This window comes from Planktothrix sp. FACHB-1365 (assembly GCF_014697575.1).
GTDB lineage: Bacteria > Cyanobacteriota > Cyanobacteriia > Cyanobacteriales > Microcoleaceae > Planktothrix.
The window spans coordinates 17,699-33,192 of sequence record NZ_JACJSC010000016.1; the positions used below are offsets into that span (position 1 = coordinate 17,699).

The following is a 15,494-nucleotide window of genomic DNA, read 5'->3' on the forward strand; positions in this document are numbered from 1 at the left end:
CAGTTTAGTCCGATTGTTAAAATCCTAAATCATCTTTTGCTAAAGCTGCTGCTTTTAATACCGTTTCATCTGACATTTCTTTCCAGTCGGTTTCTCCAATTTCTTGATAGAAGGTTTCATCATAGGGACGAGTTCTAACCACAACAGGCATGGGGACAGCATGACCTAAGACTAAAGCTTGTTGTTTAGAATCTAATTTGGATAACACAGACCGCAAACTTTGTGCCCCAGAAACCCCGGTAAAAATAGCATCAATATCTTTATCATCATTAAGTAAAGCCGTAATTCGGGTTCCCACTTGAGACATCACTTCCGCATCAATTCCAGAGGGACGTTGATCGACAATTAATAAGGTAACAAAATATTTTCGCATTTCTCGCGCAATGGTTCCAAAAATCGTTGAACGCACAATTGCAGGATCTAAAAAACGGTGAGCTTCTTCAATGGTAATCACTAACTGTGTCGGACGATCTACGGGATTTTTGGAAGCTAAAAAATTCTCGGCTTTTCTAACGTAAGCTTGGTGAATGCGGCGAGTAATCATGTTAGTGACTAACATATAAGATAGCATATCGGATTGAGAACCAAATTCAACAACTACATTTTTTCCCGCATCCAAAGATTGCAAAATTCGATCCACATAATTTGACGGACAAGTCGGACGCATATATTTTAAATTATCCATCCGCATTAATTTACGTTGCAGAGACATAATGGAACCTTTATGTCCTCGACGTTCATCACAAAACAGTTGGATTTCTTCATTGGTCATGGATAATAATTGCGTTATCCAATCTTTCCCAAACTCACTGCGAAGAATATTAGCATTATCAATTGTAGCTTCGGAAAGATTTAATTCCCGTTGCACTAACATAATATCTTCGACTTCAATTTGACTATAACTTAAATACAATTCTTGAGCGTCTTTAATCCCCCGTCGTCGGGTTGATTCAGGATCAAGAGTATACACTTCCACTTGACCTGGAAATAGTTGTCTTAACCCTTTAACGGTACTAAATTGTTTACCCTCTGATACGGCTTCCCAGCCATATTCAGAGTGCATATCAAAGATTAAATTAACCGCCGCTTTTTTCTTAATAATTCCCGATAATAATAATCGCGTTAAAAAGGATTTTCCCGTTCCTGATTTTCCAAATACCCCATTACTTCGTTCTACAAATCGATCTAAATCTAAACAAATGGGGACATCCATATCCAACGGTTTCCCGATGGCAAAATTGCGCCGTGTGGGGTCATCTTCCCAGCCAAAAATAATCCTAAAATCCCGTTCACTGGCTTCATGAACCTGGGAAAAATGAACGGGAATAGTTTTTACAGGTAACAGTTCAATTTCTGTACTATTGGTTTGAGGTTGGAAAGACGCGATCGCCGCTATGCCATTTTTACCATTATTTTGAGGGCGAGAAGACCTCGCCCCTACTTTTTGTTGTTGCGTGGCGACACGAATGAGTTCTTCTTCTTCGGAAAATTCCCGACTCAACATTAACATCGGACTTAATTCAATGGTTCCGTAGGTGCTATTTCCAGCTAAAATTGCTTGTAAAAAATCATCATCCGGTTGAGGAGGGTTGGCGATAATTCGGGCGCTGGAGGTTCCCAAGGATACATCGGTCAGCAAACAGAAAAAATGCGATCGCTTCCCCCGCACCACTAAAAATTTTCCAACCCGCATTTCCTCGACAGACACATCAGGATGTAAGCGAACTTCTAAACCTTTTGTCAGGGAACCTTGAATGACAGAACCCAGGGGTTTCTCAGTGGTCATAGTTCAGTTTTTTGGGGGTTAGCAACGGGGAACTTTCGTTACGCATTGGGAGTTTATCGGGGGTTGTTGTATTGTTCATGATTCAACATTTTGACTGAAAATCAATCCCAACTCACAATTTCCCTGTCAATAATATCTACTGTTTGCCGTTTTCCGTCAAGGGATTAATTGTTGTCAACTTGGAGTTGATTCTCAAAATTGTAGGGTTGAGAGGGCTTTAGCATCTTAGAATTCCTCCCAATTATCAGAAGTTTGTTGATTCTCAAAGTTGTAGGGTTGAGAGGGCTAAAGCCCTCACTACGGTTTATTTAGGATGAAAAGCTATAAATGGTTTGGGGTTTTAACTGTTGACAAATGGAAGAAGGGAGTTGAGTCATCGGAAATTGTTTATGCTTGAGTTGTGCTTGTAAATTCGTCAGGGGATCTACCCCAGAAGAAATCAAAAATTGTAATTTTTGCAGATGGGGCCATTGAGTAATTTGATCTAAAATTGTTGTAATCGCTTTTAAGTAAGGATGATCCAATTGTTGATACCAGTGGGGATCAGCAACTCCGGCTTGATCAAAGCCTAAATTAATAATTAATAATGCTTGATCAAACAACGCGATCGCCACAGGTCGAGCTTCTTCTTGGAGTAATAAATCATTGGTTTGGGCTAAAAAACGTAACTTTTCTAACCGTTCATAACGACTTTGTACAGAAGTCGGATGTCTTTGTCGTTCGAGATATTCTTCTTCTAAATTCAGGGAAGAAGGTTGAGGTTCATCCCAATTAATCGCAATGGTAATTAAATAAGTTTGCAATAATAAATGCCCTAATTTTTGAGCTTTAGTTGCTAAATAAACCGTATTATAATCCGTTGCTTCAATAATTAACGGTACTCGATCTACAATCTCAATTCCATAACCCTTTAACCCGGCAATTTTTCGGGGATTATTGGTAATTAAACGAATTTGACGGACTCCTAAATCATTTAACATTTGCGCCCCCATGCCATAATCCCGTAGATCTGGGGCAAAACCTAAGCGTTCATTGGCTTCAACAGTATCAAGTCCAATATCCTGTAAAGAATAAGCTTTAATCTTATTAATTAATCCAATCCCTCGCCCTTCTTGGCGTAAATAAACAATCACTCCCGACCCGGCATAATCAATCATTTTCATCGCTGTTTGTAACTGCATTCGACAGTCACAGCGCATTGATCCAAAGGAATCTCCCGTTAAACATTCTGAATGAACTCGCACCATCACAGGCATTTCTTTAAATTCTTCAGGATCACCTTTAACTAAAGCAATATGTTCGGTATTATCTAAAGTATTGCGATAGGCATAAATTTTAAAATCGCCAAATTGTGTCGGTAATTTAGCAACGGTTTCTCGATAAACAAAACGATCATGTTTGAGGCGATAACTAATTAAATCTGCAATGGTAATTAATTTTAAATGATGAACTTTGGCATATTCCAATAATTCAGGAAGTCGCGCCATTGACCCATCGGAATTTTGAATTTCACAAATCACACCCCCCGGATATAACCCCGCCAACCGAGATAAATCAACGGCGGCTTCCGTATGTCCGGCCCGTTTCAATACCCCGCCTTCCTTGGCCCGTAGGGGGAAAATATGGCCCGGACGTCGTAAATCTTCGGGGCGAGTCGCCGGGTTGATGGCAATTTGAATCGTTTTAGCCCGGTCATCGGCGGAAATTCCCGTTGAAACCCCCATTTGAGGAGACGCATCAATACTAACCGTAAACGCCGTTTGGTTAGCATCGGTATTTTTCGTGACCATTAACGGCAAGTCTAACTGATCGAGACGTTCTCCCGTTAACGCTAAACAAATTAATCCCCGTGCATATACCGCCATGAAGTTAATCATATCGGGTGTGGCAAATTGGGCAGCACAAATTAAGTCGCCTTCGTTTTCGCGGTGTTCATCGTCAACCACCACAATACAACGCCCCGCTTTGAGATCTGCTAAGGCGGCTTCAATGGTGTCAAATTGGACGGTGGGAGGGGTGTTTGTTGGTAGCACAGACTCGTTCAAAATCGTTTTTTCATCAACGCTTCTTTATTGATTGTAACGCTGTTGAACAATCGAGATCCCATTCCTTTAGAATTTTAGCCTATAGCGATCAGATCAGTGCGATCGCATTTTCAACTCAAAATTTTATTGAATGGGCCATTCAGGAATGATTTGATCAATCTCTTTCATTATCTTTAAGGTTGCTGTTAACGCGACAACAATTTTTTGATAATGTAGAATATCGTCCAAGGATAAACTACGATTAGCTTTTTTCCGATCTTTTAACCATTTATCTAATACTTGATAGCCACCGATTTTAAATTCCCAGATTTCCATCGGTATTCCTTCAAAATAATGGGTTTTATTAATATAGATTCGTTGCTGTTGGGGTTTATAGGTGACTGCTGTAACGTTGTTGTCTCCTTCTCCTTGATATTGGGTAATTAAACGATTGAGTTGTTGAGATTCCATTAAATGTAATTTAACTAATTCTTCACCTTTTTGGGCTAAATTATTAAATAATTGCTCATTGCTGGTTAGGGGTAAGCGAGGAAAATCTATTTTTAGGAATTCTGCATATCGTTTTCGATAGGTAGGACTCTGGAAAATAGAATAAGTATAATAGAAAAATTTTTCTGGGGTTGGGATATATCCTAATTTAGCTTTAATTTCACTGAGGAAATTTTGAGAAAAGTTAGGGGTGCGCTCTGTAAATAATGTCCCTTGGTCATTTTGAGTATCTGGGTAAATATAAAGCGGGAAAAGACAAGATTGAGTTGTAGATTCTCCACATTTCGTTTCAGTGATAAAACGAGAACAATAAAAATGATCACAGTCTTTTGATTTATTGATTCTAGCAGAGACAATGGCTAGATTATCTTTTAACATATTACCCATGACTTCAAACCGAGGCATACAAATAAACCCTCTTGTTTGTCCTGTATAGTAAGTAAATCTAATATCAAAAGGACGATATAAAATCGGGACAATATTACTATTTTCAATTCCATTTTTCTTTAAATCATTTTGAGCAAGTTCAACCTGCCAATCTCGCGCATCTTTTCCTAAATCATATTTTTGTCTAGCGACTTCTATAGGAAGTGAAACAAAATCTTTAACCGTATCTTGGACTTCCTGCTCTGACCATCTTATGGTTAATGAGTCTCTTGCCGTAACAATACCCACTGAATTAACAGGCATTATATCAGTAATTTTCCAGCCTTGGTTATATTCAGCTAATAAATATTTATTTTGAGGAATAAAAACATAAAAAGGTGAAGTCGGAAAAATTTCTTTCCACTCAATTGTAGTAAAATCATTTTCATTAAGATAACGATACTTATCTTCCCGTGAACCCCAGATATCAATATGATAATATTTAGTCATAAATTATTTTACTCACTTTTCCATTCTGTTTCTGGAATGTCAGCATTGATCATAATATTGCGTAACGTACCAATAGGTAAATTACGGCCCTTGTGATAGGGTACAATCGTTTGGAGTTGGCGATCTAAATTGCGCCATTTTCGATGACTCCCTTTCTGTGAAACTAACTCAAAACCATAATTTTTTAAGATATTTTCAACTTCATCTGCATTCATTCTGCGGATACGAGTCATGTCACAGAAACCTCTCGCACCAGAGATCCTGCTTTTAATATAATCGGATCAGGTTCAAGATAAAGTGCGATCGCTTCGGTGATATTTTCTAACGCTTCTGCTTCAGTTTCACCTGCGGAAACACAACCGGGTAACTCTGGACACCAAACAGCCAATTCTCCGGTTTCAGGGTCAGGTTCTAAAATAACACGCCATTTCATCAGGTTTTCTCCTGGGGATATTTAACCCTCAAAGACGTTGAGTTCGAGGCTATTGTTTAACTCATTAATTATTATAGATCGCATTTTCAATTCAATCAATTTTATTGAATCGGCCATTCAGGAATGATTTGATCAATCTCTTTCATTATCTTTAAGGTTGCTGTTAATGCGACAACAATTTTTTGATAATGTAGAATATCGTCAAACGATAAACTACGATTGGCTTTTTTACGATCTTTTAGCCATTTATCTAATACTTGATACCCGCCGATTTTAAATTCCCAGATTTCCGGCGGTATTCCTTCAAAATAACGGGTTTTATTAATATAGATTCGTTGCTGTTGGGGTTTATAGGTGATTTCTGTAACGTTATTATTTCCTTCTCCTTGGTATTGGGTAATCAAACGATTGAGTTGTTGAGATTCCATTAAATGTAATTTAACTAATTCTTCGCCTTTTTGGGCTAAATTATTAAATAATTGCTCATTGCTGGTTAGGGGTAAGCGAGGAAAATCTATTTTGAGATATTCTGCATATCGTTCACGATAAGTGGGACTATGGAAAATTCCATAAGCATAATAAAATATTGCTTCTGGTGTGGGGATATATCCTAATTTGGCTTTAATTTCACTCAGGAAGTTGGGGGAAAAGTTAGAGGTACGTTCTGTAAATAAGTTATATTGATCGTTTTCGGTGTTAGGATAAATGTAAAGCGGGAATAAATAGTTAGTTTCTTTGGTTTTATTAGAGATTGCACAACACTCAATAATCCCCTTATCTACCCAAATCAAACTCCAAATATCTGCTTGTGATTGCTGGCGACTACAAATTAATCCTAGATTATGACCTAAAACCATTTGATTCATGACTTCACATCTTGGTAATTCAACAATATCTTGATGGTGATAATAATTTCTCCAATCAAACGGACGATAAAGACAATAAGTAAAGTATTTTTCCCATTCAGAGTTATTAACTAATGAATCTCTACTTTTACTAATTTTCCAATCACGAGTATCAGCAATATCATATTTATTAGCAATAACATCATCAGTAATATTCCGGTTTCTAAAATCTTCTATTCGTTTTCTTAAAACATCTGCATCAAAATCTAAAGCAAAATGATCTCGATGAGTCTTAACACCCGTTGAATTAACAGGCATTATATCCGTAATTTTCCATCCTTGGTTATATTCTGCTAATAAATCTTGATTTTGAGGAATAAAAAGATAAAAAGGTGAAGTCGGGAAAATTTCTTTCCACTCAATTGTCGTAAAATCATTTTCATTAAGATAACGATATTTATCTTCCCGTGAACCCCAGATATCAATATGATAATATTTAGTCATTAGACAACCTCAATTTAAACCTAAGCGATTTTGTATTTCTGAAGGATCAGCCACTTCAAAAAACAATTCTAAAGCTTCAATCAAATTATTTCTTGCATTTTCAATAGAATCACCTTGACTAGCAATATCGAATTCGGGACATAAAGCAACATAACCATCACCTTCACGCTCAATGATAGCGGTAAATTTTGGGGTTCGGATCATCTTGTTTCCTGGGGATATTTAATCATAAAACAAACAGCGACACCCTGCTGAATATCAAATACATTTTTATCGGGTAAACCATTAGGAGTCACTTCTTTTTTCTTACTATTCCCGTGTAAATCCATTATATAAATTTCATCAAAGGTTTTCTCTAAACTTTGTCTCATCCCTCGAAAGGTAGGATTATCCAGATAACCATGATTGGTAATAAATGCTAAAATTCCTGAACCTGTATGGTCAATTCGCCATTGTCCAAACCGAATAAATTTAACATAATCATCTTGTAAGTATTTGGGGTTACGTTCCCCTAATGGTACACCATCTACATAATAATAGTCTTTTACTAATCCTGAGATCCATGCACTGTTATTCGCAGAATGTCCCGAATAAGGGGGATTACCTATGACTATCATCACTGGAAAATCTCGCTTAATTGCTGCGGCTTCATTGGCTTCTTGGGCGACATATTGACCAAATAAAATCTCAGATTTTTTTAACGCTTCATCTAAGGTATTGGTTAAATAAATTCCTAATCGTTGTTTCTGTTGAAATTGATAACCATAATTTTGTAATTGTAACCCTAATTTTAAATGAGCGATCGCATAGGGAGCCATTAACAATTCAAATCCATATAAACGATTAAATAAATGCTCCTTAACATAATCATTCCAACTCCTTCCTAACCCCATTTCATCTAAATTTTGGTAAATTTGATTTACCACAGTATAGAGAAATGTTCCAGTTCCCGTTGCGGGATCAAGAATTTGTACCCTTGGCTGTTTTGTAGTTTTATCTTGACTATAATCAGCCAAACCTAACGCTAAATTAAACCGATTTTTTAGAATTAAATCCACTGAACGCACAATAAAAGATACCACAGGTTCAGGTGTATAATAAACCCCTCGACTTTTCCGCAAAGCAGCATCATAAGCCGCGAGAAAGGTTTCATAAAAATGTACAACCGGATCTGACTGTCGGGTAGTTTTGCCAAAATTTTCTAAAATATTCGTCATATTAACTTGGGCTAAAAGCTGCACTAAATCATCAACAGCCCAATTAATTTGAGAAAGCGCATCCGTATCAACAACCGTATTAAATAACCGCTTTAAAAACGGGTTTGTATCGGGAATATATAACCCGGCTGTGCGTCGTTCAAACGCATAGTTTTGAGAGTTTTGAGCATGACTAACCCTAGCTGTAAATAAACCATAGGCGACAGTTTGAGCATACATATCCGCAAAAGTAGATTGTTCTAAATTCGGTAATAAAACCTCTTGAAATCCCTTTTTTAGTTGATGCAGTTGTCCGGTTTCTGTTTCTAGTTTTAAGGCTTCTATGACTGCATAACGAATGGCTTTTGTCAATCTTGCCATCTGTTTTGCTAAATCTTCAGGGTTATTAATTATTTCGCCCTGATAGTTCAGAAACCCTTGTATTAATTGATTAGTCTGTTCAGGATCAATGAATTGAATCTGATGATTAACTTGTTCTCCTAAAAGGGTTTTTAACCGTAATTTTCCGTTAACATACCAATGAAATTCTAAATAATTGGTTAAAATTAAATTAGCCCCAATATGGGATTCTCGATAACGTTCTAACTGTTCTGTTTTTTCAACGGTTGATAAATCAATTCCGATATCTTTCGCTTCTACATATCCAATTAATAACTCGCGTTTTCTTACGGTAAAATCAGGTATTCCGGCTTTATTTCCTTTTTCCTCAATACTGGCTTCAATCTGTTTTGAGGGATGATCTAATAAGGTTTTTAAAGCGGGGTAATGAGTGCGTTCACTCCCTCGTTGTAAATTTTTTTGAAGCGATCGCAAATAAACTTCAAAATTCATGCTGATCATTCCTTAAAACAGATTGTCTTGATGAGTATTATAGGTTAAAATTGCTTGAAGTTGGCGATCTAAATTGTGCTATTTTCGATTAATATAATCGGATCAGGTTCAAGATAAAGTGCGATGGCTTCGGTGATATTTTCTAAAGCTTCTGCTTCTATTTCACCTGCGGAAATACAACCGGGTAACTTTGGACACCAAACAGCCAATTCTCCAGTTTCCGGGTCAGATTTTAAAATAACAGGCCATTTCATCAGGTTTTCTCCTGGGGATATTTAACCCTCAAAGATGTTGAGTTCAATCAATTGTTTAACTCATTGTTCTTATCAATTTCTCATCATTTTCTCATCAATTTCTTATTTTTGAAGAAGAATGAATGAGCATGGGGTAAGGTAATAGCCCCAACTAGAAAAATTACAAAACTGTAATCTAAACAACATTGTTGCTGTAATTTCCACAACCGTTAATAGTAAACAAGATAAGTTGTGAGTTAAACCTAAGCCAGACCCTTAATATAGTAATCCCTTAATTCAGGATTCTATTAGAGTCATCCTCATCCAAAAATGTAACGAACAACTTAAATTAAACACTTAATTAAGAGAGATTTTATTATGGCTACCAGCACAGAATTACCCATTCTCGAAAATCCCGAAAGCTTTCCAAGTGGGGTAAATAGCCTCAATAATCAAGAAACGAATTTACAAGGGAATAATCCGCCTTTTTCTTCTAATCAAGGAACGAATTTACAAGGGAATAATCCGCCTTTTCCTCCTAATCAAGAAACGAATTTACAAGGGAATAATCCGCCTTTTCCTCCTAATCAAGAAACGAATTTACAAGGGAATAATCCGCCTTTTTCTTCTAATCAAGGAACGAATTTACAAGGGAATAATCCGCCTTTTCCTCCTAATCAAGAAACGAATTTACAAGGGAATAATCCGCCTTTTCCTCCTAATCAAGGAACGAATTTACAAGGGAATAATCCGCCTTTTTCTCCTAATCAAGGAACGAATTCACAAGGGAATAATTCTTTATTACCTGGGAATGAAGATGATAGTTTAACGGGAACTACTGGGAATGATTATTTAACAGGTTATCGTGGAAATGATACGCTTTTAGGTGACGCAGGAGACGATGTAATCCTAGGAGGACGAGGACGTGATTCCTTAACGGGTGGCGACGGTAATGATTTGTTAGATGGGGGTGGGGGTCAAGATACTTTGATTGGTGGCGGTGGTACAGATACCTTTGTATTGACTGGGAAATTTAGTCCGCCTAACGCTGATTTAGCAGATATTATTATGGATTTTGAACCGGGAACCGATCATATTTTGCTAAAAGGGATTGCAGATATTTCTAATGTCACGATTACTCAAGGTACGGGTCTTTATGCTAATGATACAATCGTAAATATTGCGGATACAGGACAAGTTTTAGCGGTCTTCAAAGGGATCACATCTACAAATCTTAATCTTTCCGATTTTACTCTGGGTTAACAGCATTTTGTTCTAATCCTCACGTCTATTTTAACATTTTCCCCCTGTTGAAAAAAAGGGAGAAAATGTTATTTTAAAATAAAGTCAGATCGTCAACACCATCTATTCTTTAACTAATTGTTGCACAAAATCTTGATGGGACTGACTTGCCAAACCTTGTTGCAAAACCTCTAAAACTTTGGCTAAATTTCCCGCTAATAAAGCTGCTTTATCTAACCATAAACCGGGGAAAACTTGCGAATAAATGATACCGTTGCTATCAGGTTCCAGTTTAATATATTCTCCGGCATTTAACCTAAACCAATCCAATTCACTATCATAAATTCGCCAGACTAAATATTCTTGTACCCCGTTACGACGGTAAACGTTAAGTTTTTGATGTAAATCTATTGAGGCAGTAGAAGCAGCAATTTCTACAATTAATTCTGGCGCACCTTCGACATAATCATCTTCGCTAATCGTCGATTGTCCACCCTGTTCTATTCTTAATAAAGCATCGGGTTGTGGTTCGTTATCGGCATCAAGGCGCACAGTGGCATTATCCAGTGTTTCTACTCCTGGTGTAGCTGCTTCGTAAGCAATTAACCAACCTATAATCCAAGAATGAGGTTTACTGTGTTTTTTTGCTCTAACTGGAGATGCCATATAAACAATTCCTTCGATTAATTCTGCCTTTTTTACTTCAGGCATTGCTTGATAACGGCGTTCAAATTGGATACGAGTTAGTTTGTCGCCGTTTTCTAATGGCGGAATTGTTGCCGGAGGAGAAACAGTAGAAGCGATCATGGTTTTTCCAGAAGCGACTTATCATTTATTATAGATTAATTTTGTGATCAAAAGGGCGATCGCAAATTGATCGAGTCTGCGATGAGTGCTAACGGGCTCCGAAGATAGCCAACGCCATCTATTCTTTAACTAATTGTTGTACAAAGTCTTGATGGGCTTGACTTGCCAATCCTTGTTGCAATCCTTCTAAAACCTTGGCTAAATTTCCCGCTAATAAAGCCGCTTTATCTAACCATAAACCGGGGAAAACTTGCGAATAAATGATACCGTTGCTATCAGGTTCCAGTTTAATATATTCTCCGGCATTTAATCTAAACCAATCCAATTCACTATCATAAATTCGCCAGACTAAATATTCTTGTACCCCGTTACGACGGTAAACGTTAAGTTTTTGATGTAAATCTATTGAGGCAGTAGAAGCAGCAATTTCTACAATTAATTCTGGCGCACCTTCGACATAATCATCTTCGCTAATCGTCGATTGTCCACCCTGTTCTATTCTTAATAAAGCATCGGGTTGCGGTTCATTATCGGCATCAAGGCGCACAGTGGCATTATCCAGTGTTTCTACTCCTGGTGTAGCTGCTTCATAGGTTCCTAACCAAGTGACAATGTGAGAATGAGGTTTACTGTGTTTTTTTGCTCTGACTGGAGATGCCATATAAACAATTCCTTCGATTAATTCTGCCTTTTTGATTTCAGGCATTGCTTGATAACGGCGTTCAAATTGGATACGAGTTAGTTTGTCGCCGTTTTCTAATGGCGGAATTGTTGCCGGAGGAGAAACAGTAGAAGCGATCATGGTTTTTCCAGAAGCGACTTATAATTTATTATAGATTAATTTTGTGATTAAAATGGCGATCGCAAATTGATCGGGTGTGCGATGAGTGCTAACGCGCTCCAAAGATTGCCAACGCCATCTATTCTTTAACTAATTGTTGCACAAAATCTTGATGTGCTTGACTTGCCAAACCTTGTTGCAAAACCTCTAAAACCTTGGCTAAATTTCCCGCTAATAAAGCTGCTTTATCTAACCCTAAACCGGGGAAAACTTGCGAATAAATGATACCGTTGCTATCAGGTTCTAGTTTAATATATTCTCCAGCATTTAACCTAAACCAATCAAATTCATGATCATCAACTCGCCAAACTAAGTATTCTTGTACTTGATTTCGACGATAAACTTTCAATTTTTGGTTAACATCAATTGACACAGTGCTGGCAGCAATTTCTACGATTAATTCTGGTGCACCTTCGACATAGCCATCCTGACTAATCCTAGATTGTCCGCCAACTTCAATTCTTAGTAGTGCATCAGGTTGAGGTTCATTATCCAAATCGAGACGTACTGTAGCATTATCCCCCAATTCAATTCCTGGTGTACCCGACCAATAGTATCCTAACCATGTCATGATTCGAGCGTGAGGATTGCCATGATTAGTGATTCGCAAAGGCGATGCCATATAAACGACTCCTTCAATTAATTCTGCCTTTTTCTGATGAGGCATAGCAGAATAACGACGCTCAAATTCAGCACGGGTTAGTTGATCTCCGTTTTCTAAAGGAGGAATCGTTAATTTAGGAGAAATTGTTGTTGATATCATGTTTGATTTTTCTCCCGAATTAGACAATAATTATACTCTTAAATGATACCAAATCTAACTTTAGTTTTCTTCGGCTTTGTTTGTCAAGGGGAAATAACAAAGTATCAGAACAATGTTAAGCAACCAACAATTAGAGCTTCTCAATGATAGGGGTACTTGATATCAGGACTCGGTTTCGACCCATTTCCTTAGCTTGGTATAGGGCGGCATCAGCGGCTGAATAAAGCGCTTGTAATTTAGCACCATCCTGAGAATACTCGGCGACTCCAGCGCTGAATGTGACTTGAAAGGTTTGATGATTCACACCCATAAACTTCTGCTGACCCCAGATATTCAAAAATTCATTCAGCCGTTTTGCACCCTGCTCTCGCGTCATACCATATAAACCTAGAACAAATTCCTCGCCACCCCAACGAGCGAGGATATCTTCAGACCGAAAGAACTGCTTTAAGTGCCTTCCGAATTGGCATAGGATTCTATCTCCCACCTCATGACCGTGTAGATCATTGACTTGTTTGAAGTGGTCTAAGTCCAGAATCATAAAACACAACGGTTGATTTTGGCGCTGTGCCAAACGGATTAATCGCTCTAAATCCAAAATAGACTTATGCCGAGTTGCTGTACCTGTGAGTTCATCAATTTCTGCAAATCTCTTAAGAATTCGGGTTCGTTCCAGACGATTTAAAATGCGGGCAATCAATTCAGGCCCAATAATGGGTTTCTGCACATAGTCATCTGCACCGACAGCGAACACCTGATGGATGATTTCTGGATTATGATGAGCAGATAGAAACAGCACAGGCAACTCGCGCCAGCGTGGATCACCGCGAATGACTTGACACAGTTCAATGCCACTAAAACCGGGCATCTCGATATCTAAAATTAGTAAATCGGGTACAGAGAATCCGAGAGTTTGCTCAAATTCCTGGGGGTCTGCTAAGGTTTTGACCTGAAAGCCCCAAGGTGCTAAGAGACTTGATAACGCCGCTAGTACCTGATAATCATCATCGACAATCAGGATTTTGGCTTCCGGTTTCTGGGGGCGGTTGAGTTCGTAACTAACGGCTTTGAGAATTTCTTCTGGACTAATAGGTTTTTCTAAACAGACATTTCCGCCCAAACGGGCAACTTCTACTCGAACGCCTAACTCATTTTGGGTCGTCAGCACTAACACAGGAATTTGGGGGTGGTGTTGCGCCAATTCAGCGAGTAGGGTCATTCCATTTTCTGGAGTCTGGGGAAAAGTGAGGTCAAGAAGAATGACATCCGGTAGATGGGATGCAATGGATCTTCTTGCTGTTGTTAAGTCTGTTGTCACTTCCACCTGAAAACCCCAAATGAGTGCTTTCCGTTGGATCTGTTGAGTCAGTTCTGTATCACCATCAACAACCAACAACCGACCCGACCCCACCTTAAAATCGGAAGCCAGGGCCATTGTCGATGGCTTGCTGTCTACAATTTGTTTGAGATGCCCAACCCATTCTTCGAGTTGTCGCGCCTCATTTTCACCCAATGACTCTAAGCGAAGCAACTGTTCAATCTGTCGCGCGACTTCTGAACCTTTTGGTAAGCCCAATGAACCCAGTGAGCCAATCAAACGATGTGCTTCCCCTTGAACAGAAGCTCGCAGTTCCTCAGCCAGACTCCCGGCCGAGAGTTGGGCAATGGCTTGCTCGAACACCGCCATCCGCAGATCAAAACCTTCTTTGAAGTTGTCCCAGACTTGTTGCATGACAGCCTGAACTTCGGCTTGAGCTTGCCACTGGTCTGCTGAAGCCACAGGTACTGGAGTGGATAGGGTTCCTACGGGTTCTATTTTTTCTTGTGCCGTCTTTGCGGAGGGAACTTCTTCCGGTAGAGCTTTTAGCCGATAACCTAATCCGTACACCGTCTCAATCAGATTGATCGTCATTCCGCCTCCTTTGAGCTTTTGTCGCAACCCTTTGATTTGGGTGGAGACGGCATCTTCTTGGGGGAATTCCCCGCTTGGCCAGATGTGATCTAAAATCGCACTGCGACTGAAAATCCGTCGAGGATTGCGGAGGAAAAGCTCTAAAATACCATATTCTTTTGGGGTTAGGTGTAACAGTTGTCCGTCATAGGTCACTTGGCAAGCTTCTGGCTGAAGTTGAAGTTTTTCCCAGGTCAATACCGGAGGTAAGGTTGAACTGCCTCGTCGCAGTAAGGCTTGAATTCGAGCGATTAATTCAGGGAGTTCGTAGGGCTTGATCACATAATCATCGGCTCCGGCTTCTAAACCCATGACCCGATCACTACTATTTTCCTTTGCACTTAATAGTAAAATGGGTATTTGTGACCCGTGCGATCGCAATTGGCGACACAGATTAATTCCATCTAAATTCGGAAGCATAATATCGAGGATGAGGAGATCATAGGGGATAGCTTGAGCTAGTTCCAAACCCATTTGACCATCTGTTGCTATCTCAACCGTGTAATGGTGAGTCGTGAGTTCTTGTGCTAGGATATTCGCTGTCATCTCGTCATCTTCTACGAGCAGAATTTTCATTAGAACTCTCTTTTTCTTCAGCAAGCTTCAAAATTTGGAATTAAGTAGGTGGTCA

The 15,494-nt window shown here is 38.8% G+C and carries 15 protein-coding genes; 2 read left to right on the forward strand and 13 right to left on the reverse strand.

All coding sequences use genetic code 11. The features are described 5' to 3' along the window. Window positions 1-16 precede the first annotated feature (16 nt). Window positions 17-1,786, reverse strand: a complete 1,770-nt coding sequence (locus H6G57_RS17215) for an ATP-binding protein (protein ID WP_190520692.1) — start codon at window positions 1,784-1,786, stop codon at window positions 17-19. A gap of 308 nt (window positions 1,787-2,094) precedes the next feature. Further along, complete coding sequence (gene ribBA / locus H6G57_RS17220) at window positions 2,095-3,819, reverse strand: bifunctional 3,4-dihydroxy-2-butanone-4-phosphate synthase/GTP cyclohydrolase II (protein ID WP_190520694.1); 1,725 nt, start codon at window positions 3,817-3,819, stop codon at window positions 2,095-2,097. Here ribBA and H6G57_RS17225 point away from each other — a divergent pair. Then, window positions 3,810-3,980, forward strand: a complete 171-nt coding sequence (locus H6G57_RS17225) for a hypothetical protein (RefSeq protein WP_190520696.1) — start codon at window positions 3,810-3,812, stop codon at window positions 3,978-3,980. The genes ribBA and H6G57_RS17225 overlap by 10 nt on opposite strands. Here H6G57_RS17225 and H6G57_RS17230 read toward each other — a convergent pair. The 7 genes from H6G57_RS17230 to H6G57_RS17260 all read right to left on the reverse strand — a co-directional run bounded on the left by H6G57_RS17230 (window position 3,955) and on the right by H6G57_RS17260 (window position 9,280). Then, window positions 3,955-5,196 (reverse strand): type ISP restriction/modification enzyme, encoded by a 1,242-nt coding sequence (locus H6G57_RS17230; protein WP_190520698.1) that lies wholly within the window; start codon window positions 5,194-5,196, stop codon window positions 3,955-3,957. The two genes, H6G57_RS17225 and H6G57_RS17230, sit on opposite strands and share 26 nt — an antisense overlap. Before the next feature lie 8 nt (window positions 5,197-5,204). Beyond that, window positions 5,205-5,429: a type II toxin-antitoxin system HicA family toxin gene (locus tag H6G57_RS17235; protein WP_190520701.1), complete on the reverse strand. Its 225-nt coding sequence runs from the start codon at window positions 5,427-5,429 to the stop codon at window positions 5,205-5,207. Continuing rightward, on the reverse strand, window positions 5,426-5,629 hold the full coding sequence (locus H6G57_RS17240; RefSeq protein WP_190520703.1) for a type II toxin-antitoxin system HicB family antitoxin: 204 nt from the start codon (window positions 5,627-5,629) through the stop codon (window positions 5,426-5,428). The genes H6G57_RS17235 and H6G57_RS17240 overlap by 4 nt, the downstream gene beginning before the upstream one ends. A gap of 101 nt (window positions 5,630-5,730) precedes the next feature. Then, window positions 5,731-6,978 (reverse strand): type ISP restriction/modification enzyme, encoded by a 1,248-nt coding sequence (locus tag H6G57_RS17245; RefSeq protein WP_190520705.1) that lies wholly within the window; start codon window positions 6,976-6,978, stop codon window positions 5,731-5,733. 9 nt (window positions 6,979-6,987) lie between these two features. Next, entirely contained in the window at window positions 6,988-7,182 is a 195-nt protein-coding gene (locus H6G57_RS17250) for a type II toxin-antitoxin system HicB family antitoxin (protein WP_190520707.1), read from the reverse strand. Further along, window positions 7,179-9,026: an N-6 DNA methylase gene (locus H6G57_RS17255; protein ID WP_190520709.1), complete on the reverse strand. Its 1,848-nt coding sequence runs from the start codon at window positions 9,024-9,026 to the stop codon at window positions 7,179-7,181. Before H6G57_RS17255 ends, H6G57_RS17250 begins: the two co-directional genes overlap by 4 nt. Window positions 9,027-9,094: 68 nt before the next feature. After that, complete coding sequence (locus H6G57_RS17260; protein ID WP_190520711.1) at window positions 9,095-9,280, reverse strand: type II toxin-antitoxin system HicB family antitoxin; 186 nt, start codon at window positions 9,278-9,280, stop codon at window positions 9,095-9,097. Window positions 9,281-9,637: 357 nt separating this feature from the next. Here H6G57_RS17260 and H6G57_RS17265 point away from each other — a divergent pair, with 357 nt between their 5' ends. Then, the gene (locus H6G57_RS17265) at window positions 9,638-10,522 is read left to right on the forward strand and encodes a hypothetical protein (protein ID WP_190520713.1); all 885 of its coding nucleotides are present in this window, start codon (window positions 9,638-9,640) and stop codon (window positions 10,520-10,522) included. Window positions 10,523-10,624: 102 nt separating this feature from the next. Here the strand turns inward: H6G57_RS17265 and H6G57_RS17270 are convergent, their stop codons facing one another. From H6G57_RS17270 to H6G57_RS17285, 4 genes are all read right to left on the reverse strand, one after another. Further along, window positions 10,625-11,308, reverse strand: coding sequence for a Uma2 family endonuclease (locus H6G57_RS17270; protein WP_190520715.1), 684 nt, complete (start codon window positions 11,306-11,308; stop codon window positions 10,625-10,627). 118 nt (window positions 11,309-11,426) lie between these two features. Then, a complete protein-coding gene (locus H6G57_RS17275) occupies window positions 11,427-12,110 on the reverse strand; it encodes a Uma2 family endonuclease (RefSeq protein WP_190520717.1) in 684 nt (227 codons plus the stop codon). Window positions 12,111-12,228: 118 nt separating this feature from the next. Continuing rightward, window positions 12,229-12,912 carry a Uma2 family endonuclease gene (locus tag H6G57_RS17280; RefSeq protein WP_190520719.1) on the reverse strand — a complete coding sequence of 228 codons (684 nt, stop codon included), beginning with the start codon at window positions 12,910-12,912 and terminating at the stop codon, window positions 12,229-12,231. Between the two features lie 130 nt (window positions 12,913-13,042). Continuing rightward, entirely contained in the window at window positions 13,043-15,439 is a 2,397-nt protein-coding gene (locus H6G57_RS17285; protein WP_190520721.1) for a response regulator, read from the reverse strand. Window positions 15,440-15,494: the final 55 nt, after the last annotated feature.

Bases quoted from the DNA above. Each gene is read 5' to 3' on its own strand.
- H6G57_RS17215 (WP_190520692.1), bottom strand. From the start codon at position 1,786: ATGACCACTGAGAAACCCCTGGGTTCTGTCATTCAAGGTTCCCTGACA.
- H6G57_RS17230 (WP_190520698.1), bottom strand. From the start codon at position 5,196: ATGACTAAATATTATCATATTGATATCTGGGGTTCACGGGAAGATAAG.
- H6G57_RS17235 (WP_190520701.1), bottom strand. From the start codon at position 5,429: ATGACTCGTATCCGCAGAATGAATGCAGATGAAGTTGAAAATATCTTA.
- H6G57_RS17240 (WP_190520703.1), bottom strand. From the start codon at position 5,629: ATGAAATGGCGTGTTATTTTAGAACCTGACCCTGAAACCGGAGAATTG.
- H6G57_RS17245 (WP_190520705.1), bottom strand. From the start codon at position 6,978: ATGACTAAATATTATCATATTGATATCTGGGGTTCACGGGAAGATAAA.
- H6G57_RS17250 (WP_190520707.1), bottom strand. From the start codon at position 7,182: ATGATCCGAACCCCAAAATTTACCGCTATCATTGAGCGTGAAGGTGAT.
- H6G57_RS17255 (WP_190520709.1), bottom strand. From the start codon at position 9,026: ATGAATTTTGAAGTTTATTTGCGATCGCTTCAAAAAAATTTACAACGA.
- H6G57_RS17260 (WP_190520711.1), bottom strand. From the start codon at position 9,280: ATGAAATGGCCTGTTATTTTAAAATCTGACCCGGAAACTGGAGAATTG.
- H6G57_RS17265 (WP_190520713.1), top strand. From the start codon at position 9,638: ATGGCTACCAGCACAGAATTACCCATTCTCGAAAATCCCGAAAGCTTT.
- H6G57_RS17270 (WP_190520715.1), bottom strand. From the start codon at position 11,308: ATGATCGCTTCTACTGTTTCTCCTCCGGCAACAATTCCGCCATTAGAA.
- H6G57_RS17275 (WP_190520717.1), bottom strand. From the start codon at position 12,110: ATGATCGCTTCTACTGTTTCTCCTCCGGCAACAATTCCGCCATTAGAA.
- H6G57_RS17280 (WP_190520719.1), bottom strand. From the start codon at position 12,912: ATGATATCAACAACAATTTCTCCTAAATTAACGATTCCTCCTTTAGAA.
- H6G57_RS17285 (WP_190520721.1), bottom strand. From the start codon at position 15,439: ATGAAAATTCTGCTCGTAGAAGATGACGAGATGACAGCGAATATCCTA.